This window comes from Luteibacter anthropi (genome assembly GCF_023699965.1).
In the GTDB taxonomy this organism is placed as follows: domain Bacteria; phylum Pseudomonadota; class Gammaproteobacteria; order Xanthomonadales; family Rhodanobacteraceae; genus Luteibacter; species Luteibacter anthropi.
On sequence record NZ_CP077072.1, the window covers coordinates 2,011,862 to 2,030,845 of the forward strand.

Sequence of the window (18,984 nt, forward strand, 5' to 3'; positions counted from 1 at the left end):
TCAAGTCACGCCAAGGGCCGCCCCCGCCGCCTCTGCCGAACGTGATCGCGGCGTGTTGTAGGAGCGCGCCTGCGCGCGACCGATTGTCGCGAACATCATCATCGTTCCGATCCATCCGGTCGCGCGCAAGGCGCCCTCCTACAGGGATCGGGTTTTACGGTATCGGTCGCCGGGTTCCTAGGAAACATCGACCGCATTTTCAGACCAGTCCTAAAGACATTCCCCTTCGCATGCCTACACTGGGGAACCTCTTCAGTCACTGACGAGGTCGCCTCCCTTGAGGCTGCGCAACAGGCTCTTTCCGGTGATCGGCATCGCGCTGTCGATCATGGCGGCCCCTTATCTGGCCGGCCAACTTACGCTCTGGCTTCTCAGCCTCACCGATCCTCCGGTGACCTGGCACCTGTGGTCGGACTACGCCCGGGTGATGCATCAGGCCGGTTATGCCGCCTACGCCTGGCGCATCCGTCTCGCCGGTGGCCTGGGCTTCGGCATACCGCTGCTGGTGATCCTCGCCTGCGTCGTCGCGTTGATTCGTACTTTTCGCGCTCATCGTGCCTTGCGCCCGACACCGCGCTTCGAACCCCTGACCCACGTATCGGCAGCTTTCCGGCATGGCGTCATCCTCGCGCGCGGTATCGCCACGGATCATTCGGTACTGGTCGTCGCGCCAAATGCCCGCCGCGCACTGCAAGGCACCCTCGTGCCAACCCTGCGCCGCGCGCGTGGCCCCTGGCTGCTCGTCGGCACCCCGGAGGTCATTGCTGCCGCTGCGTCGCAGACCCGAGGCCGGCCTGTGGTTCGCGTCGCTGCGTTCGGCCACGGCCATCGCTGGAATCCCTTCGCGGCAGCGTGGAGCGAAAACGGGCTGCACCTGCCTGTGCTGGAAAGTCTCGCCGAACGCTGGTTTCCGGTCACCGACCCTCGCCAGCGCTTGCTCACCAGCCATGCGCGGCAGGCGTTCGTGGCGCTGGTCCGGGCCATCGATGACGTACTTCGCCATGGTGGCGAGGTGGTTATCCCGGCGCCGGGTGACCTTCAGCGTTTCATTGAGCCTTTGAGTAGGGATTCACGCCGGTCCTATCTGGATCACCTCATCGCGGCACCGGGTATCTCGGAAGCTACGCGGCAGGCGCTGCAGCCCTGGTGCGCCCTGGACGACAAGGCCTTCGCACGGGTCAGCGAGGCCTTGCGGGGTGGCCTTGGCCTGTTCAGCCGTCCGCTGGCCGATGCGGCGACCCGGGGCAATGACCTTGCCGGCATCGACCTGACGAAGGCAGTCGTCCTGTTGGAACTTCCGGCCGACATGCAGCGACAGGCCCGGCCTCTGGTCGATGCCTTCATCGCGTGGTGGCGACATGCCACGCGCGAGGTACCGCATCGACGGCTGATCCTCGATGGACTCGACCACCTTGGCCACCTGCCGGTGCTGCTCGACGGCGACGTGTCATGCCTTGCCACGACGCGCCGCCTGTCGAACCTCCGCACGGTCTACGGTCGTGACTTTTCCGCCTTGCTTCAGCGCTTTCCCTGCGTGGTCATGCAGACCGCCCCCGATCAAACCACCGCGGAGGCTGAACAGGCCGCACTGGAAGCTTATGTGTCCGTGCATGAGCCGCACCGGCATCCACCGACGCGCCCGGCGACGACACGCGATATGTGCGAACTGAAGGCCGATCACCAACTCGTGCTGATTCGTCCGCATTCGATACCGCGTCTATGCCGCATACCCACTATGCGCTACCGGCCTGCCACCTTGCCAGACCGTCCCGATGGAGATGCCATGCCTTTCCCCCGTTCCCTCGCCGGCCTGCTGGCCTCACTGATGGCAGCGTGCTCGGCAAAAGCGCCCGAAACCACAGTGCCCCCGTCCGCAACGGCTTATGACAGCAACCGTCGATGCGATATCTCGAGCGGCATTGAGGGCCAGCCGGCATTCATTGGAGCGTGCCTCGGGCGGCATCGATTCCGTCTTCCTCTCAATTTGTTTGAAGGGCAAGTCTGGCAGGGCTCAGATCCAAGGCGTCTTGGTCTGGTTTTGCTGTGGCCCGAACTGACACCTGTACCGCCAGACGTGGACTATCACGATTCCACGGATATGTTTCTTTCGAGCGTGAGAATTACGCTGAGACATCTCTCGCGGCTTTCAGATGACAAATACACATCCACGCTGCGTCGCATGATGGAGCCGTTTGATAGCCAGAAAGAGAATCCAGATTACAACCTGAGCTTGCGCATCAAAGGCGACCCTGTCGACGGACTCACACCTTATTACGCTGATTTCAGAAAGCTCGTCTCGTATTACGAGAAGAAGTTTGGCTTCGCATCGAGGGAGACCCTGAATGCCACTAAACCTGATGGGCATGAGGATTGGTACGTGGCGATGGGAAAAAATAACCTACCTTCGACCTTCATTAGATGCAGCGTGAAAGCAATACCTGACGGAGTAAAGCTCGTTAATGGGCGGATTATGGATAACCCGGAAGATCGCCGGCGATCAACCTGCTCTCATTTTTTCTTGCTGCCAAAGTACAAGGCGATAGTGGAAGTGGGCTATTTACGTGCTGTGATGTTCGATTGGAAACGCATCGAACAGCGAGTCACGTCCATCATGGAAGGGGCTGAGGTGAAATAATGAATGACCATAAAGAGTCTTTAACTCAGCACGATATTAATATTTTGTCGTCGTATACCGCATCAGGAAATCGAGAATTGTATTGGAACTACCTCGCTGGCGTTCCAGGAAATGATGGGTATGGCGCCTTGGCGTTAGGTGTCGTACGAAACGACAATATGCCCGGTGCCACCGCGAATGCTTATGCTCAGGCCTATGCGCGTGAGCATAGCGGGAAAGTGCTTACCGAGCGGGAATGGGATTCTTTTGGCGTTGACCTGATGCAGCGCGATTACGCCGCTCGAGCCGAACACTTTCAGTTCGGTGAGACCGGCCTCGCGTTGAATCTTCCTGTCGGTGACATTCAGGCCGTTCACGACTTGTCATTCACAAAAATCGAGATCGACCCAAATGCCTGGACGCCCCGCAAGCTACTGGAAGCCGCTCACAAACGGGACATGGTGGAGGATGGCCTCATCAAGCAAGGCCAAATGCGCCCCGAAGACGCCGGGCATCACGCCCACACGCATTGGTCCACGATGCTCAACAACGGCTACGGCGGACTGCACCGCATGAGCGCCACGGCCCTGCAAGCGTCGGTCGATCGCGTCATGTCACCGGACGACCAGAAGGGCTACATCACCGACATGGCAGCAGCGTACTTCACGGCCATGAAGGATCGCTCCCATCTTTCACCCGACATCATCGGCCAGAAGGATCACTACTTCGGTCGTGACCGCAATGGTGACTGGAGCGAATTCCGTACCCTGCATACGGCAATCGGCACCGAGACCGACATGCGGGACGTTACCGATCCGAAGACCATCCAGGAGCTGGAAGACACCCGCAGCCTTCGCCTGGAACGCAAAGCCGCTCGCGAGGCGTTTCATCCGGATGATCCAGGTAAGCTGCAGGCGTCGCCGCATCCGCTGGCGGATAGCCGGCCGTCGTCGAGCTTTCCTTCAGAGGCAGATGATCCTGTCTACGCCAGCATGCGGCTCCAGCTGCCGCTGGACGTATCCGATGAGAAGGTGGCGCAGATGGCGGTGCGGGCGAGGGGTATCGGCATTCACCACGAGCGTGATCTGGCCGGGGTGGATGTCGAGGGGAGGGAGCTGGTGTGTCGGGGCGTGCGACCGGGGAGCGAAGTAACGGTAGCGATGGATACGCCGGCGCCGCCCAAGGAGCAAAGCATCGCACTGGCACGGGGGCTGGATCAGCAGGTATTTGAGCAATCGCAGCAGCAGGCCCAGCAAATGGCCATGCAGCAGGAAGGCCCGGTCATGCGGTTGTAGGAGCGCGCCTTGCGCGCGACCGGTTATCGCGAAAACCATCAACGCATTCGCCTTACCGGTCGCGCGCGAGGCGCGCTCCTACAGGGGTTGCTTTAGAGCTTCGCGCCCAGCAGTTCTTCCAGCTTGCGCTGGTCAACCGCGAACTTGCGGATGCCTTCGGCCAGCTTGTCGGTGGCCATCGCGTTTTCGTTGTGGCCCCAGCGGAACTTCGCTTCCGTGAGCTTCTCCGGTGTGGCTTCGCGGCGGCCGGCGTCCTTCAGTGCCACCGGCAGGTCGGCGTTGGTTTCGTCCAGTTCCTTCAGCAGTTCCGGCGCGATGGTGAGGCGGTCGCAGCCGGCGAGGGCCTGGATCTGGCCGATGTTGCGGAAGCTGGCGCCCATCACGACGGTCTTGTAGTCGTGCAGCTTGTAGTAGTCGTAGATGCGACGCACCGACTGCACGCCCGGGTCTTCGGCCGGTTCGTAGGTCTTCTTGTCGGTGTTGGCCACATACCAGTCGAAGATGCGACCCACGAACGGCGAGATGAGGAACACGCCGGCTTCGGCGCAGGCCACGGCCTGTTCGAAGCTGAAGAGCAGGGTGAGGTTGCAGTCGATGCCTTCCTTCTGCAGCTTCTCGGCGGCACGGATGCCTTCCCAGGTGGAGGCCAGCTTGATCAGCACGCGCTTGCGGTCGATGCCGATCTCTTCGTACATGCCGATCAGGCGCTTGGCCTTCTCTATGGACGCCTTCTCGTCGAACGACAGGCGGGCGTCCACTTCGGTGGACACGCGGCCCGGCACGAGCTTCAGGATTTCGCGGCCCACGAGCACGGCGAGGCGGTCGCCGGCGTCGGTCAGCTGCTGATCACGGTTGCTGCTCTGGCCCTTGGCCCATTGCACGGCTTCGTCGATGTAGCCCGAGTAGGTGGGGATACCGGCGGCCTTCAGCAGCAGCGACGGGTTGGTGGTGGCGTCCTGCGGCTTGTACTTCTCGATGGCCGAGATGTCGCCCGTGTCGGCGACGACGGTGGTGATCTTGCGGAGTTGTTCGAGTTGGGTGGTCACGTCAGGGTTCCGTTACCGGGGAGATTTCGTATTGTCGCGCTGATGCGCGACGCGGCATAGGCGTCCGATGGTATCGGGTCGATTGTTCAATATAGGTCGATGGGGTCGACATCAAGTGACCAGCGCACCTTGCGGGCCGACGGCAGGGCCGTGAGGGCCTGCTGCCAGGGGCGCAGGAAGGCATGCAGGCGCGCGCGGGTGGAGGCTTCCACCAGCAGCTGGCCACGGTGGCGTCCGGCGCGCAGGGGCATCGGCGCGGGCATGGGGCCCGCGATGCGCAGGTCGCCCGGCTCGCCGATGGCGACATGGGCCTCGGCCAGGAAGGCATCGACCTCGGGGCGGCCGTGGGCGTCGGCGCGCAGCAGCACCTGGTGCGAGACGGGAGGAAGCTCCAGCAGGCGGCGCTCTTCGAGCAGGCCGGTGGCCACTGCGCCGTAACCGCCGCGCAGCAGGGCGTGGAGCATGGGATGGTCGGGATGATGGGTCTGCAACAGCACGCTGCCCGGCTTGCTGGCACGCCCGGCACGCCCCGCCACCTGCACGACGAGCTGGGCCAGCCGTTCGCTGGCGCGGAAATCGACGCTGTGCAGGCCTTCGTCCACGCCGACGATGGCGACGAGGGTGAGGTTGGGCAGGTCGTGGCCCTTGGCCAGCATCTGCGTGCCCACCAGGATCGCCGGCTTGTCGTTGCGCAGGCTTTCGAGGATCTCGCCGAAGGCCTCGCGCCGCCGCGTGGTCTCGCGGTCGATGCGCACGACCGGAATCTCGGGGAACCGTTCGGCCAGGGCTTCTTCCAGACGCTCGGTACCCTGGCCCTGTGGGCTGAGGTTGGCCGAGCCGCAGGATGGACAGGCGGGCGGCACCGACATCACGTTCTCGCAGTGATGGCAGACCAGCCGGCGCTTGCCGGCGTGCAGCGTCATGGGCCGGTCGCACCGCGGGCAGTCGGCGTGCCAGCCGCAGTCGTGGCATAGCAGCACCGGGGCGTAGCCGCGACGGTTGCGGAACACCAGGGCCTGTTCGCCACGACCGACGCAGGCGGCCACTGCATTGACCAGGGTCGGAGACAGGCCGTGGTCGAGGCGCTGGGCGCGCATGTCCACGATCTGCACGCGGGTGGGCTGGGTTGCACCGGGGCGGGCGCGCAGCAGCAGCGAGCGGTAGCGACCCGCCTCGACGTTGGCGAGGGTTTCCAGCGAAGGCGTGGCCGTACCGAGCACCACGGGCACGCCATGGGCCTTGGCGCGCACCAGTGCGAGATCGCGGGCGTGGTAGCGGAAGCCTTCCTGCTGTTTGTAGGACGAATCGTGTTCTTCGTCCACGATGATCAGGCCGGCGGCCGGCAGCGGGGTGAATACCGCCGAACGGGTGCCGATGATTACCCGTGCCGTACCGTTGCGGGCGCGCAGCCACGCGCGCGCTCGCTCGCCTTCGGCGAGGTTGGAATGCAGCACCTCGATCGTGACACCCAGGCGTTCGCGCAGGCGCCGCACCGTCTGCGGGGCGAGGCCGATCTCGGGCACCAGTAGAAGGGTTTGTCGTCCTTCGGCGAGCGCGCGCTCGATCAGCGCGAGATAGACCTCGGTCTTGCCGCTGCCGGTGACCCCGTCGAGCAGGTAGGGCTGGAACCGGCCGAAGCCTTCGCCCACGGCCGCGACGGCGGCGACCTGTTCATCGCTGAGCGTCGGGCCCGGCGCAGGCGAAGCCGCTAGCGTGTTGTCTTCCAGTTCGAGTTTTTCGACCAGCCCCGCGTCGAGCAGCCGTCGCGCGGCAGCGCGCCAGTCGGGAAGCGACAGCCCCAGTTCGTCGGCGGCGCGCGGGCCGTCGTACAGCGCATCAAGAAGCGCGGCCGAGCCGCCCTTGCGGCTGCGCGCATCGCGGGCGCTGCGGCCTTGCGTCGTGAGCGCCCAGGCCTCACGGCCCGTGGGCGGCAACGGCCTGGGCTCACGTAGCGCCAGGGGCAGGGCATTGGCCACGGCTTCGCCAGGCGCCCCGGCCCAGTAGTCGGCGGCCCAGGCCAGGGTCGTGAGCAGTTCGGCATCGAGCAGGGGAGCGTCGTCGAGCACCTCGTGGGCGCGCTTGAGTCGCTTTGCTCCGACAGCCGCCTCGGCCGTCGGATCGATCACCACGCCCACCATCTCGCCCTTGCCGAAGGGCACGCGCACGCGGGACCCAGCCTGGGCGATGCCTGCCTCGGGCGGCAGGTAATCGAACAGGGTCAGCAGGGGGACCGGCAGGGCGACGCGCAGGACGTGAGTCATTCGGGCCCTAGTTTAATGGGATATGCCGATTGTGCTGGTCAATGATTGACCACGATCCCATGGGCTTGGACCGACATCGGAGGCGTCCCGGTAAGAATGAAAGCTAAGTGCCCGCCCTCCGGAGGGTTTCAGGGTTATCCACAGGCTCTGTGGATAAGTCTGTGGATGAGCGTCGGATGGAGGGGGTCCAAGGCGCACGGCTGAGCCTTTCGGGTTAGCTTGGGTACATTTTAACCAAGCTGAAATATTTCAATATTTCAGGCACTTAAAATTTCGACGAGAAAATGGTTCACCCGGCGTGGCCAAAACCTTGACAAAGGCGAAGCCACTTTCCTGCCTGTGTACAACCGCCTGCCGGGTAGGAAGAAATCCTAATGCGTCAACCCGATCAGCATGGCGATCACGAGGGCGAACAACAACAGCCAGAAATAGACGCTGCCTATCAACCAGTACTTGAAGATAGTCATCGGCCATCCCTGCCGGTAGACCCGTTTCTGCATCAGCAGCAGGTACACAGGCATCCAGATCGCGATGGCCCACTGGACGGTCCCTATGGCTACCGCCGCCGCTCCCACATGGGGCGCGATGGCGGTACGGGCAAAGCCCAGCAGCATCAGCACCAGCAGGGCCAGGAACAGGAACGCATGGCTGTGCAGCGCCACGATCAGGTGCTCCATGTAGAGGCGCCGGCGGAACAGGTAGAACACCTTCAGCAGCAGGGCGAACACCGGCACCATCACGAACATGGTCAGCGGCAGCACGCCGAACAGGCCTTCGACGATGCGATGGATGGCTTCGTCACGCTGGGGCCCCGGGTGCCGCGCCTCGCGGATGTTGTTCCGCAACCGCACCAGTGACGCGGTAAGACGCTGGTTCACGGCATCGGGCAGCCAGCCGATGGAGACCTTCGTGCTGTCGTCGAGCAGGACGGATTCCGAGGTCCAGCCCAGTGTCATCTTCGGCTGGCCTGGCTTGGCCTGGACGGGTACGTCGTCCTGGTCCGGGGCCAGTGGCGGTGCGCCCAGTTCGTTCAGGCGGGTGTTCGCGGTGTCGCGGACCAGACCTCGCGCGGTGGCGAGCCCTGCCTTGGCCAGCCCGGGCACGGCCGGATCGGACTCGGTGTGGCGCAGGTCGCGGATCTGGGCGTCGTACAGGTCCTGCACTTCTTCCGCCGTGTTCGCCGCGGCGAAGGCGCCCAGCGTGTCCTTGGGTGCATCCTTTTCGTGTCCGCCGAAATGCACGCCGTTGACGGCCACGTGCACGAAGAAGAACGCCATGAGGCAGAACACGAACATGAGCCGGAAGGGCGCGATATAGCGCACGCGGCGACCGGAGAAGTATTCCAGGGTGAGGAAGCCGGGTCTGGTGAACAGCGGCGGCACCGTGTGGACGATGCGCTCGTCCATGTGGAAGAAGATGTCCCCTGCGTCTTCCAGCATGTGCGACATGGGCCGCAGCACGCTGTGGATGGACTGGCCGCAGTGATGACAGAACTCGCCCTGCAACGCAGCCGAACAATTGGCGCACATGAGCACCGGCGCCGGTTCCAGCTCCTTCATTCCCCTCTCCCCAGTGGGTTCCCCGTTTTGGGTGGGGATGATGGCACGCCAGCGGCTACAATAGGCGGCCCTACAAGGTAGTTTCCAGCCATGCCCATCGACCGCTCCCGTGCGCGTCGCGAGGTCGGCGCCACCTTCCGACTGGCGTTGCCCATGATCGCGGCGCAGCTTTCCGCCATCGGAACCAATGTCGTGGACGCCGTGCTCGCCGGGCACCAGGGCGCGCACACGCAGGCGTCCGTTGTCACGGGCGCCAATATCTGGGCGCTCGCCATCGTCACCGGCATCGGCACCATGATGGCCGTTCCGCCCACGGTCGCCCAGCTCGACGGTGCGGGTCGGCGCAGCGAGATCGGCGCCACCTTCCACCAGGCGCTCTATATCGCCTGGGGCCTGGGCATCCTGCTGGGCTTCGGTGTGTGGCACGCCTCGCCGCTGATGGCCGTGTTCGGCGTGGTGGAATCCATGCGCGCCGACGTGCAGGCATTCCTGCATGCCATCGCGTTCGCCGCGCCGGCACTCACCACGTATTTCGCCTTGCGAGGGCTATCCGAAGGCTTGTCGATGCCGCGGCCTTCCATGTATTTCAGCTTCGGCGGCCTGGTGATCCTGGCGCCCCTGGGCTACGTGCTGATGTACGGCAAGCTCGGTTTCCCGGTGATGGGCGCGCGCGGCAGCGGCATCGCCACGGCCATCGTGCTGTGGCTGGAGATGATTGGTTTCGGCATCTACGTGCTGAAGCATCGCAACTATCGCGATCTAAACCTGCGCCAGCGCATGGCCCGGCCGGATCGAAAGCAGATCACCCAGTTGTTGCACGTGGGCGTGCCCATGGCGGTGACCCTGCTCATGGAAGCCGGCCTCTTCGTCGCCGTGGCACTGCTGATCGGCCGCCTGGGCGAAACGGTCACGGCCAGCCATCACGTGGCGCTCAACGTGGCCTCGGTGGCCTTCATGATCCCGCTGGGCCTGTCGATGGCGATCACGGTGCGGGTCGGCAATGCGGTGGGCCGGCGCGATGCGCTGGCGGTGCGTTATGCCGGTCTCTCCGGTATTTCTCTGGTGCTGGTGACGCAATGCCTGTCGTCGGGCGCCATGCTGCTGTTCGCCGTGCCGATCGCGAGCCTGTATACGAACGATCCGGCGGTAATTGCCATGGCCTCGCAGCTGCTGATCCTGGCCGGGTTCTTCCAGTTCTCCGACGGCATCCAGGTGGCGTCCAACGGCGCCCTGCGTGGCCTGAAGGACACCCGTGTCCCCATGGTCATCACCCTGTTCGCCTACTGGTTCGTGGGCATGCCCATCGGCTGGTGGCTGGCCTTCCAGCACAACCTCGGCGCCCGTGGCATGTGGATGGGTCTCATCGCTGGCCTGAGCATGGCGGCCATCCTGCTGTTCGCGCGTTTCTGGCGTAGCAGCGGCCGCCCTCACTGGCCCGAAAACCCCGATCCGGCGCCCATGCCATTCCACACGTGATGCGTACGCCCTGACGGGTTACGCTCGCCCCAAAGTCTTCAAAGGAAACCATCCCGATGTCGGATCATCTCGACCACGTACCGCCGCCGCTTCCGCGCCAGGCCCAGCCCGCGCCGCGTCGCCGTGGCGGTTTCGGCAGGTTCCTGCGGGGGTTCGGGCACGGGCTGAACCTGATCCGGCTCATCGTCCTCAACGTATTCTTTTTCGGCCTGATCGCCGTCTTTGCCCTGGTGCTGTTCGTCGGCAGCCGCGGCAACGTGGTGCAGGAAAAGAGCGTGCTGGTGCTGGCGCCGGAAGGCGCACTGGTGGAGCAGTACAGCGCCGATGCCTTCTCGCGTGCGGTGGCGAAGCTCTCGGGCGACGGCGTGAAGCAGGTGCAGGTGCGCGACCTGGTACGCGCCATCGACACCGCCGCGAACGATGCGAGCGTGAGCCGCATCGTACTGCGCCCCGACAAGCTGGAAGCCGGTGGCTTCGCCGCGCTGCGCGAAGTGGGTGCGGCCCTCGACCGCTTCCGTGCGTCGGGCAAGCCGGTGCTGGTGTGGGCATCCAGCCTCGAACAGGGCCAGTACTACCTCGCCGCGCATGCGGACAAGATCTACCTCGATCCGGAAGGTGGCGTGATCGCCACGGGCCTGGCCAACTACCGGCTGTTCTACAAGGACATGCTCGACCGCCTGGGCGTGCAGGTGCACCTGTTCCGCGTGGGCCAGTTCAAGAGCGCGGCCGAACCCTTCATCCTCGACCATGCCTCCCCGGAGTCGAAGGAAGCCGATGCGTTCTGGCTGGGTGGCCTGTGGTCGACCTGGATCGACGAGATCGCCACGCTGCGCCATCTTGATCCGGCGGCACTGCGTGCCGATGTCGACGGGCTGGCCGAGCGCGTGCAGAACGCGAAGGGCAATCTCGCCGACCTGGCCGTGCAGGAGAAACTGGTCGATGGCCTCGCCACCGAGCAGGACTTCGTGAAGATGCTGCGCAAGGACGGCGTGCCGGCCGGCAAGAAGGACCAGGGCTTCCGCCAGGTCGACCTGGCCGGTTACCTCACGGCCAGGGGCCTCACCAATATCGATCTGTTGCAGACGGGCCCTGCCGTCACCGTGGTGGTGGCCGAAGGCGAGATCAGCGGCGGCAAGCAGGCGCAGGGCTCCATCGGTGGTGAATCCACGGCGGCGCTCATTCGTGCCGCACGCAACGACCAGCGCACTCATGCGCTGGTGCTGCGCGTGAATTCGCCCGGTGGCGAGGTCTATGCCGCCGAGCAGATCCGTCGCGAGGTACAGCTCACCCGCGAGGCGGGCATTCCGGTGATCGTGTCCATGGGCGACGTGGCTGCCAGCGGCGGCTACTGGATCTCGATGAATGCGAATCGCATCTACGCCGAGCCAAACACCATCACCGGCTCGATCGGCATCTTCGGCATGTTCTACACCGTGCCCGACACGCTGGCGAAGATCGGCGTGAAGAGCGACGGCGTGAGCACGGGTCCGCTGGCCGGTGCGTTCGACATCACCCGTCCGCTGGAGCCGAAAGTCGGCGTGCTGATCCAGAGCATCATCGACAAGGGCTACCGCGACTTCGTAGGCAACGTGGCCAAGGCGCGCGGCAAGGACTTCGCCGCCATCGACGCCATCGCCCAGGGGCGTGTCTGGACGGGTGCGCAGGCGAAGGATCGTGGCCTGGTCGACAAGCTGGGCAACCTCGACGACGCCATTCGCGACGCCGCGCAGGAAGCCAACCTCGGCAAGGACTTCAAGGTGCGTTACGCAGAGAAGCCCATGGGTACGCTGGAGCGCTTCATGGCGAGCGTGGGTGACAGCGGCGAAGCGCGCGTGGCGATGTCGATGGGCCTGCGCCTGCCGTCATGGGTAGCGATGCTGCCGAAGCTGGCGCCGGAGTTCGCGCTGTTCCGCACGGCGGAAGCGGGCAAGCCCAACGTCTACGCCTACTGCTTCTGCTCGCCCCGCTAAACCTGTAGGAGCGCGCCTCGCGCGCGACCGGTTATCGCGACATGAATCCTATTGACGGATATCGCGATAACCGGTCGCGCGCGAGGCGCGCTCCTACATTATTGTTCCTGGGCCTCGATGGCCTTGCGCTGGTCGTCGGCTTGCTTGTCCACGACCTTCTGCACGTCCTGCGCCTTCTTCTTCTGGTCTTCCATCGACTGCCAGGGCACCGACACGGCGGCCTGGGCCTGTGGCTTCGGCGGGTCCTGCTGGGGTGGCTGCGGCTTGGAGCATGCGGCACACGCCAGCACGAGGGCGGTAAACGCGATACGACGGATCATGGCGGTGGTCCTCGACTTCGGGCACACCCGAGTCTCGCGCTGCGACCGGCTCAGCGCAATCGCGCGCCGTAAAAGCCGTCGATCCGGTCCACTTCCATGCGCCAGTCGAACAACGACGACAGCTGCTCATCGGCAAGCAGGCGGTCTTTCGGGCCTTCCTCGAATAGCCGCCCATTGCGCAGCATCACCACGTGGCCGATCTCCGGCACGATTTCCTCCACGTGATGGGTGACCAGGACCAGCGTGGTGCCCTCCTGTGCCAGCTGGCGCAGCAGGTCGAGGAAACGCCGGCGGGTGCCCGGGTCCAGCCCTGCGCAGGGTTCGTCGAGCAGCAGCGCCCGAGGCTGGTGCACCAGCGCACGGGCGATGAGCACGCGTCGTGCCTCGCCCGTGGACAGCGTGGAGATGTCACGCCGCGCGAGGTGCGTGGCACCGACACGGGCCAGGGCATCCATGGCCCGCGCACGCATGCTGTCGTCTACGATGTGGTCCAGGCCCAGCGTCATCGAGGCAAAGAAGCCGGACAGCACGGCGTTCAGTGCCGCTTCGTGGGTGGCTTCGAACTCGCGGCGCAGGTCGGAGGACACCACGCCCAGAAGGGAACGCAGGTCGGCCACGCTCCAGCGGTCGCGTCCGAACACCTGCAGTACCGGCGAGCCGTCCTCGTGGACCAGCGGATACAGGCGCCGTTCGATCAGCTTCACCAGCGTGGACTTGCCGGAACCGTTCGGGCCGAGGATGGCCGTGTGCTGTCCCTGGGCGATCGTGAGTGACAGCCCGTCGAGCAGGCGGCGCTCTTCGCGGAGCACGGTGGCACGATCGATGGCGAGCAGGGGCGAAGTCGGGTCCAGGTCCGTCGGCGTCATGGGAAAGTCCCTCGGGTGGTCCCCTCCTTGTACCATGCCGTCATGATCAGGAGTCTCCCATGCACCCACGACTGACCCATTGGCGTCTGGACGGCCGTACGGCCCTTGTCACCGGCGCAAGCAAGGGCATCGGGCAAGCTTGCGCACGCGAACTGGCCGTGCTCGGCGCCAACGTGCTGCTTGTTGCGCGCGACGAAATCGCCCTGCAACAGATCAGCGACGAACTGGCCGACGAATGCCCGGAAAGCGAAATCCTGTGGATGGCGGCCGACATGACCGACCACGAGGATCGCCTTGCCGTGTTCGACTGGGTGGCCGACCTGGGCACGAGCCTGTCGGTGCTGGTGAACAACGTCGGCGGCAATGCCGTGAAGGCCGCGCTCGACTACGAGCCTGACGAATACCGCGACATCTTCGAACTGAACGTGTATTCCGCTTTCGAGATGTGCCGGCTCGCGCATCCGCATCTCGTGCAGCACGCGAATGCCGCCATCGTGAACATCGGCTCGGTATCGGGCATCACCCATGTGCGCACCGGTGCGCCCTATGGCATGACCAAGGCCGCCTTGCATCAACTCACGCGTAACCTCGCTTGCGAATGGGCGGAAGACGGCATCCGCGTCAACGGCGTGGCACCCTGGTATATCCGCACGCAGCGCAGCGAGCCGGCCCTGGCCGATGCGGACTACCTGGAAGAAGTGCTCGACCGCACGCCGATGGGGCGTATCGGTGAGCCGGAAGAAGTGGCCGGCGCCGTGGCCTTCCTGTGCCTGCCTGCATCCAGTTACGTCACCGGCGAAATCGTCGCCGTCGACGGTGGTTTCCTGCGCTACGGCTTCTGATGCGCGTCAGCGGCACGAGGCCAGTTGCCTACGCAGCTCGGCCTCGCGTGCTTCGAACGGAGCCCGCTGGCTGCTGAAGGCGTTGCGCAGTGCCTTGTCGTTGGCGTCGGCGTCATCGCGCAATACCTGGCAGGTTTCGGCCGGGCTGAGTTCGCGGCAGCTGTCCTGCACCCAGACGTAGTTGCTGTTTACGAGCGCACCGACATTCCCCTTGCCGCGATTGAGTTCCGGTGCGGAGGCGACCGCGGCGTTGGGACTGCCATAGGCATCCGCCAACCCCGAACTTACCGCGCCCAGCACGCCGAACGGTGCCATGTAGGGTTGCGTCTGCCCGGTGGGGCTCGTATAGGGCTTGCCGTCGGTGGCACGGATGCAGCCATACATACGCGGCGGGGGACGGGGCGCAGGAGGCGGCAGCGGAGGCGGCGCGGCATCGGCCACGCGCGGTGGTGGCGCAGGCACGGGCGCCGGCGCTGTCGTCGGCCCGGGAACCTCGAGCCGGATCGTTTCCTGTTTCTGGTTCGTGGCGCAGGGTGATTGCTGGTAACTCGTCTCGCCGTGGGCCACGCACTTGTAGACCGTCTGTGCTTGCAGCGCACAAGGCAGCGCAAGGAGCACGATGCTGGCGATGTAGCGACATGCCGGCATCAGAACGTCGCGACGTGATCTTCGGATGCCAGTCCCAGCGTGATCGCGCCTTCGCCGACGTTGACCATGCCAGTGATACCCATGGGGGTTTCGAGCACCTGCACGCCCGTCTCGTTGCAGATGCGCACGAGTGCGTCATAGCCAGGGAGGTTGCGCAGGTCGTCCAGGTCGCCGCCGTAGCTGAGCGAGAGCGAAGGCACCAGCAGGCCGGCCTGCACGCGTTTCGCTGCATAGTCGAACAACAGCTGAGCCCCGTGCTCGAAACCACGGACCTTGCCGACAGGGCCGGTTTCGCCGCGATGCGCACGCAGGATCGGCTTGATGTCCAGCGCCGTACCAAGCATGGAGCTGAGGAAGCTCACGCTGCGATCGCCCTTGCTGCGTGCACGGGAGCGCAGGTAGTTGAGATCGCGCGGCAGCATGTATCCGTAGCTGTGGTCCGCGACATGCGCGGCACGTTCGCGGACTTCCGCCGGGGAGTGTCCTGCCGCGATCATCCGCACCGTCTCCGCGACGGCCGGCCCGGAGCCGGCGAAGATGTTTCGGGTATCCACCACGCGCATGAGGAACGGACCACCTAGGCCAGCCGCTTCACGCACCGGGCGGTAATTCTTCAGGATGGCGAAGCTGGCCTTGATCACGTTGTCGTGGATCGGGCTGCGCGTGGCCATGATGGTGAGGCAGACCACGCAGTCGTACTCCCGCACCATCCTGTCCAGGAACAGGTTCTGCACCTCGGTGACCGAGCTGGGCTCGGTTTCGGCGGCATGGCTTCGGCTGCCCAGCCGCTGCTGGCGGAAACGCAGGATCTCCGCCGGAGCCCGGTCGTCGTGGAAGCGCTGGTCGTCGACCCGCACGGTGATGGGCATCACCGCGATGCCATGGGCATCCAGGAACGCCTGCGGAACATCGCAGGCCGCATCGATCGCCATTCCGATCCGCATCGGTCATCCCCCGGCGACGTCCGGATCACCCGTCGCGCTCCGCCACGCGCCGCTTGCGGCGGATGCTACACTTGCACGAATCAATTGGCACCTCGCCGGCGTGGCGTCGCCGGTAACCGCGCCGTCGGCCCTGTCTGGCCCCGCCTGCCGCCGGCGCAAGCGCGAACCGGATTCCCCATGAAAACCAAGAACGAGATCGTTTCCAACTGGCTGCCCCGCTACACGGGCATCCCCCTGGAGGCTTTCGGCCAGCACATCCTGCTGACCAACTTCGGCCATTACGTCGAGCGCTTTGCGCTGGAGCACGGCGTCGAGGTACGTGGCCGCGACCGGCCCATGCCCAATGCCACGGCCGACGGCATCACCCTGATCAACTTCGGCATGGGCAGCCCGAACGCGGCCACCGTGATGGACCTGCTCAGCGTCATCGAGCCCAAGGCGGTGCTATTCCTCGGCAAGTGCGGTGGTCTCAAGAAGAAGAACGCCATCGGTGACCTGATCCTGCCGATTGCGGCCATCCGCGGCGAGGGCACCTCCAACGACTACCTGCTGCCCGAAGTACCGGCGCTGCCGGCTTTCCAGCTCCAGCGCGCCGTCTCCACGATGATCCGCGACCTGGGCCACGACTACTGGACGGGCACGGTGTACACCACCAACCGCCGGGTCTGGGAACATGACGACGGCTTCAAGGAATACCTGCGCCGCACCCGCTCCATGGCCATCGACATGGAAACGGCCACGATCTTCGCGGCAGGCTTCGCCAACCACATCCCCTGCGGCGCGCTGCTGCTGGTCTCCGACCAGCCGATGATCCCCGAGGGCGTGAAGACCGAATCCAGCGACGCGGCGGTCACGGCCAACTTCGTCGAGCGGCACATCAAGGTGGGCGTCGAGGCTCTGAAGCTAGTCCGCCGCCACGGCCGCAGCGTGAAGCACCTGCGCTTCGCGGATGATGGCGACGGTGACGACGACGGTTCGATTCTGTGATCGCGGGCCGCAATCTCCACTGATCCGACCCATTTTTCAGAATCCTTCCATATATCCCTGCGAACCGGACCGATAGCTTCCCGCGGACCGGTTCGCATGGGAGTTGGATCATGTCTGAAAGTTTCGAGCTGTCGCGCCACGTGCGCGAATACCACTACGACTACGCCACGGTGGTGGAAGACCTCATTGACGAGGAACAGTGCGGCATCCTCCGCCGCCGCATCGACTGGCTGATTGCGGAAGGCCAGGTAAGGCTGGTAGACCGCCGCTCGCCCGGCGGGGAAGGGTGCTACCACCACCTCTTCGACGGCGACGACGTCCGCCTGCACCTGCCGGAACTCGCGGCCTTGTACCAGGCCAGCCTGCCGCTGGTCACCGCCATCACCTCACAGGACGTCGTGCTCTCGCCGAGCCGCCGAGCCGCCATCAACATCCGCGCCTACCCGGCAGGCGGCGGCGCACAGGGCGTCCACTACGACGACAACGGCATCACGGCACTGCTCTTCCTCACCACGAACAGCGAAGCCGCATTGCGCATGGAAATCCCGCGCACGCAGGCATGCACGGAGCAACGCCATTACCTCCCCCGCGCCGGCGCCCTGGTAGTCATGAAAGGACGCGAAGTACTGCACGACTCGATGCCCACGCTACACCAGCGAAAGATCTCAGTAGTCTTCCGCTACGGCATAAGAGGAGAACCCTGGCTACCCCCCCTGTAGGAGCGCGCCTCGCGCGCGACCGGCTGAAACGGTGCGCTCCGTAGTAAAGCAGCCCCTGTGGTGCGTCGCTCCGTAGGAAGGGCTCGCCTGTCGGCCTCGCGCTCGGCGCGTGAGCGTGGCGGCGCACGAGGCGACGGGTGCGGCCCTTGGCGCTCCGGCCTGCGGTGTCCCTCGGGAAAGGAGGAGCCGCTGCGCGGCTCAGTGTCTTATGGCTTACGCCCCTTCGGGCCCGGGGAGCGTGCGGGGTTTCCTGACTCGGCCTCCGTGCCTCGGCAGGAAAGGCCGGCCATCCTGGCCGGCCCCGCTTCGCGGCCTTTTCCGCCCGCTCCCCTCACCTCCATCAAGTCGCGCCAAGGGCCGCCCCCGCCGCCTCTGTCGAACGTCATCGCAGCTTGTTGTAGGAGCGCGCCTGCGCGCGACCGGTTGTCGCGAAAATTTTCATCGATTGCGATACCCCGGTCGCGCGCAAGGCGCGCTCGTACACGGGAGGCGGTGCGGGCCAGGCCTCTCCTGGCGCCAACCAGCCCAACCACATCGCCGCTCCGAACAACAATGCCCCAGCGATATCCAGCGTCCACTCCGACCCGATCACCGTGCATGACTCCGACGCCAACACCGGCGCAGCCAGCGCCGCGACCATAAACAAGGCAGCTCCCAGATCCACATTCCACCGCACACCCTTCGCCAACGGATCGCCATGCTCCCGCTTCCCCAATAACGTCGCGATATGGATCCCGAGCAGAATCAACCCGCCGACGACTTTTGCCACTTCGACTCGCTGCGTCATTATTTCGACCCTCCAGCGCACACACCTCATCCCACATGCGGCGCACGGTCGCCTGCTTCGTGCATTGCAGGCCCATGCGATACACGTCGTTCCTGCGCATGCAGGAACCCAGCGCCCCGATTCGCCAGCAAACACGATCATGCTGCATCGGCTTTGGCGCCGATCGGCTCGATACCCATCCAGCGATACGCAATCCCTGTAGGAGCGCGCCTTGCGCGCGACCGGTGATATCGAAACGATGAAAATTTTCGCGACAACCGGTCGCGCGCAGGCGCGCTCCTACAACAAGCTGCGATGACGTTCGACAGAGGCGGCGGGGGCGGCCCTTGGCGCGACTTGATGGAGGTGAGGGGAGTGGGCGGATAAGGCCGCGTAGCGGGGCCGGCCAGGAAGGCCGGCCTTTTTCGCCGAGGCACGGAGGCCGAGTCGAAAAACCCCGCCCGCTCCCCGTGCCCGAAGGGGCGAAGCCATAAGACACTGAGCCGCGTAGCGGCTCCTCCTTTCCCGAGGGACACCGCAGGCCGGCGCGCCAAGGGCCGCCCCCGTCGCCTCTGCTCCGCCACGTATGAGCGCCGATGCGAGGCTGATAGGCGAGCCCTTCCTACGGAGCGACGCACCACATGGGCTGCTTTACTACGGAGCGCACCGTT

At 65.0% G+C, this 18,984-nt stretch carries 15 protein-coding genes; 7 read left to right on the plus strand and 8 right to left on the minus strand.

Annotated features, from left to right (window positions below; genetic code table 11):
• The first annotated feature begins 277 nt into the window (after positions 1 to 277).
• Positions 278 to 2,635: a hypothetical protein gene (locus tag KR767_RS08920; protein ID WP_250878867.1), complete on the plus strand. Its 2,358-nt coding sequence runs from the start codon at positions 278 to 280 to the stop codon at positions 2,633 to 2,635.
• Entirely contained in the window at positions 2,635 to 3,909 is a 1,275-nt protein-coding gene (locus tag KR767_RS08925; RefSeq protein WP_250878868.1) for a hypothetical protein, read from the plus strand. The genes KR767_RS08920 and KR767_RS08925 overlap by 1 nt, the downstream gene beginning before the upstream one ends.
• A gap of 92 nt (positions 3,910 to 4,001) precedes the next feature.
• Here the strand turns inward: KR767_RS08925 and tal are convergent, their stop codons facing one another.
• The 3 genes from tal to KR767_RS08940 form a co-directional block, all read right to left on the minus strand.
• Positions 4,002 to 4,955: a transaldolase gene (gene tal, locus KR767_RS08930; RefSeq protein ID WP_250878869.1), complete on the minus strand. Its 954-nt coding sequence runs from the start codon at positions 4,953 to 4,955 to the stop codon at positions 4,002 to 4,004.
• A gap of 86 nt (positions 4,956 to 5,041) precedes the next feature.
• On the minus strand, positions 5,042 to 7,216 hold the full coding sequence (locus tag KR767_RS08935; RefSeq protein WP_250878870.1) for a primosomal protein N': 2,175 nt from the start codon (positions 7,214 to 7,216) through the stop codon (positions 5,042 to 5,044).
• Positions 7,217 to 7,587: 371 nt separating this feature from the next.
• The gene (locus KR767_RS08940; protein ID WP_250878871.1) at positions 7,588 to 8,775 is read right to left on the minus strand and encodes a DUF3667 domain-containing protein; all 1,188 of its coding nucleotides are present in this window, start codon (positions 8,773 to 8,775) and stop codon (positions 7,588 to 7,590) included.
• A 90-nt stretch (positions 8,776 to 8,865) separates the two neighbouring features.
• On the opposite strand from KR767_RS08940, the gene KR767_RS08945 reads away from it, so the two are divergent.
• Together KR767_RS08945 and sppA are read left to right on the plus strand one after the other, a co-directional pair.
• Entirely contained in the window at positions 8,866 to 10,251 is a 1,386-nt protein-coding gene (locus KR767_RS08945; RefSeq protein ID WP_166950694.1) for an MATE family efflux transporter, read from the plus strand.
• A 56-nt stretch (positions 10,252 to 10,307) separates the two neighbouring features.
• Positions 10,308 to 12,221 carry a signal peptide peptidase SppA gene (gene sppA / locus KR767_RS08950; RefSeq protein ID WP_166950692.1) on the plus strand — a complete coding sequence of 638 codons (1,914 nt, stop codon included), beginning with the start codon at positions 10,308 to 10,310 and terminating at the stop codon, positions 12,219 to 12,221.
• A gap of 98 nt (positions 12,222 to 12,319) precedes the next feature.
• Here sppA and KR767_RS08955 read toward each other — a convergent pair whose 3' ends face one another.
• Positions 12,320 to 12,541 carry a hypothetical protein gene (locus tag KR767_RS08955; protein ID WP_250878872.1) on the minus strand — a complete coding sequence of 74 codons (222 nt, stop codon included), beginning with the start codon at positions 12,539 to 12,541 and terminating at the stop codon, positions 12,320 to 12,322.
• Positions 12,542 to 12,591: 50 nt separating this feature from the next.
• Entirely contained in the window at positions 12,592 to 13,407 is an 816-nt protein-coding gene (locus tag KR767_RS08960; RefSeq protein ID WP_250878873.1) for an ABC transporter ATP-binding protein, read from the minus strand.
• A gap of 59 nt (positions 13,408 to 13,466) precedes the next feature.
• Here KR767_RS08960 and KR767_RS08965 point away from each other — a divergent pair, with 59 nt between their 5' ends.
• On the plus strand, positions 13,467 to 14,249 hold the full coding sequence (locus KR767_RS08965; protein WP_250878874.1) for an SDR family oxidoreductase: 783 nt from the start codon (positions 13,467 to 13,469) through the stop codon (positions 14,247 to 14,249).
• 6 nt (positions 14,250 to 14,255) lie between these two features.
• Here the strand turns inward: KR767_RS08965 and KR767_RS08970 are convergent, their stop codons facing one another.
• Together KR767_RS08970 and KR767_RS08975 are read right to left on the minus strand one after the other, a co-directional pair.
• Positions 14,256 to 14,897, minus strand: a complete 642-nt coding sequence (locus KR767_RS08970; protein WP_250878875.1) for a DUF4124 domain-containing protein — start codon at positions 14,895 to 14,897, stop codon at positions 14,256 to 14,258.
• Positions 14,897 to 15,841 carry a DegV family protein gene (locus tag KR767_RS08975; protein WP_250878876.1) on the minus strand — a complete coding sequence of 315 codons (945 nt, stop codon included), beginning with the start codon at positions 15,839 to 15,841 and terminating at the stop codon, positions 14,897 to 14,899. The genes KR767_RS08970 and KR767_RS08975 overlap by 1 nt, the downstream gene beginning before the upstream one ends.
• A gap of 177 nt (positions 15,842 to 16,018) precedes the next feature.
• Between KR767_RS08975 and KR767_RS08980 the strand changes: the two genes are divergently transcribed.
• Positions 16,019 to 16,828: an AMP nucleosidase gene (locus KR767_RS08980; protein WP_250878877.1), complete on the plus strand. Its 810-nt coding sequence runs from the start codon at positions 16,019 to 16,021 to the stop codon at positions 16,826 to 16,828.
• Positions 16,829 to 16,938: 110 nt separating this feature from the next.
• Positions 16,939 to 17,547: a hypothetical protein gene (locus KR767_RS08985; RefSeq protein WP_166950680.1), complete on the plus strand. Its 609-nt coding sequence runs from the start codon at positions 16,939 to 16,941 to the stop codon at positions 17,545 to 17,547.
• Between the two features lie 382 nt (positions 17,548 to 17,929).
• Here KR767_RS08985 and KR767_RS08990 read toward each other — a convergent pair whose 3' ends face one another.
• Positions 17,930 to 18,334, minus strand: coding sequence for a hypothetical protein (locus tag KR767_RS08990; protein WP_250878878.1), 405 nt, complete (start codon positions 18,332 to 18,334; stop codon positions 17,930 to 17,932).
• Positions 18,335 to 18,984: the final 650 nt, after the last annotated feature.

Coding starts and splice junctions, on each gene's coding strand:
- KR767_RS08945 (WP_166950694.1), top strand. CDS start 8,866: ATGCCCATCGACCGCTCCCGTGCGCGTCGCGAGGTCGGCGCCACCTTC.
- KR767_RS08965 (WP_250878874.1), top strand. CDS start 13,467: ATGCACCCACGACTGACCCATTGGCGTCTGGACGGCCGTACGGCCCTT.
- KR767_RS08940 (WP_250878871.1), bottom strand. CDS start 8,775: ATGAAGGAGCTGGAACCGGCGCCGGTGCTCATGTGCGCCAATTGTTCG.
- KR767_RS08935 (WP_250878870.1), bottom strand. CDS start 7,216: ATGACTCACGTCCTGCGCGTCGCCCTGCCGGTCCCCCTGCTGACCCTG.
- KR767_RS08980 (WP_250878877.1), top strand. CDS start 16,019: ATGAAAACCAAGAACGAGATCGTTTCCAACTGGCTGCCCCGCTACACG.
- KR767_RS08985 (WP_166950680.1), top strand. CDS start 16,939: ATGTCTGAAAGTTTCGAGCTGTCGCGCCACGTGCGCGAATACCACTAC.
- KR767_RS08975 (WP_250878876.1), bottom strand. CDS start 15,841: ATGCGGATCGGAATGGCGATCGATGCGGCCTGCGATGTTCCGCAGGCG.
- KR767_RS08970 (WP_250878875.1), bottom strand. CDS start 14,897: ATGCCGGCATGTCGCTACATCGCCAGCATCGTGCTCCTTGCGCTGCCT.
- sppA (WP_166950692.1), top strand. CDS start 10,308: ATGTCGGATCATCTCGACCACGTACCGCCGCCGCTTCCGCGCCAGGCC.
- KR767_RS08925 (WP_250878868.1), top strand. CDS start 2,635: ATGAATGACCATAAAGAGTCTTTAACTCAGCACGATATTAATATTTTG.
- KR767_RS08955 (WP_250878872.1), bottom strand. CDS start 12,541: ATGATCCGTCGTATCGCGTTTACCGCCCTCGTGCTGGCGTGTGCCGCA.
- KR767_RS08990 (WP_250878878.1), bottom strand. CDS start 18,334: ATGACGCAGCGAGTCGAAGTGGCAAAAGTCGTCGGCGGGTTGATTCTG.
- KR767_RS08960 (WP_250878873.1), bottom strand. CDS start 13,407: ATGACGCCGACGGACCTGGACCCGACTTCGCCCCTGCTCGCCATCGAT.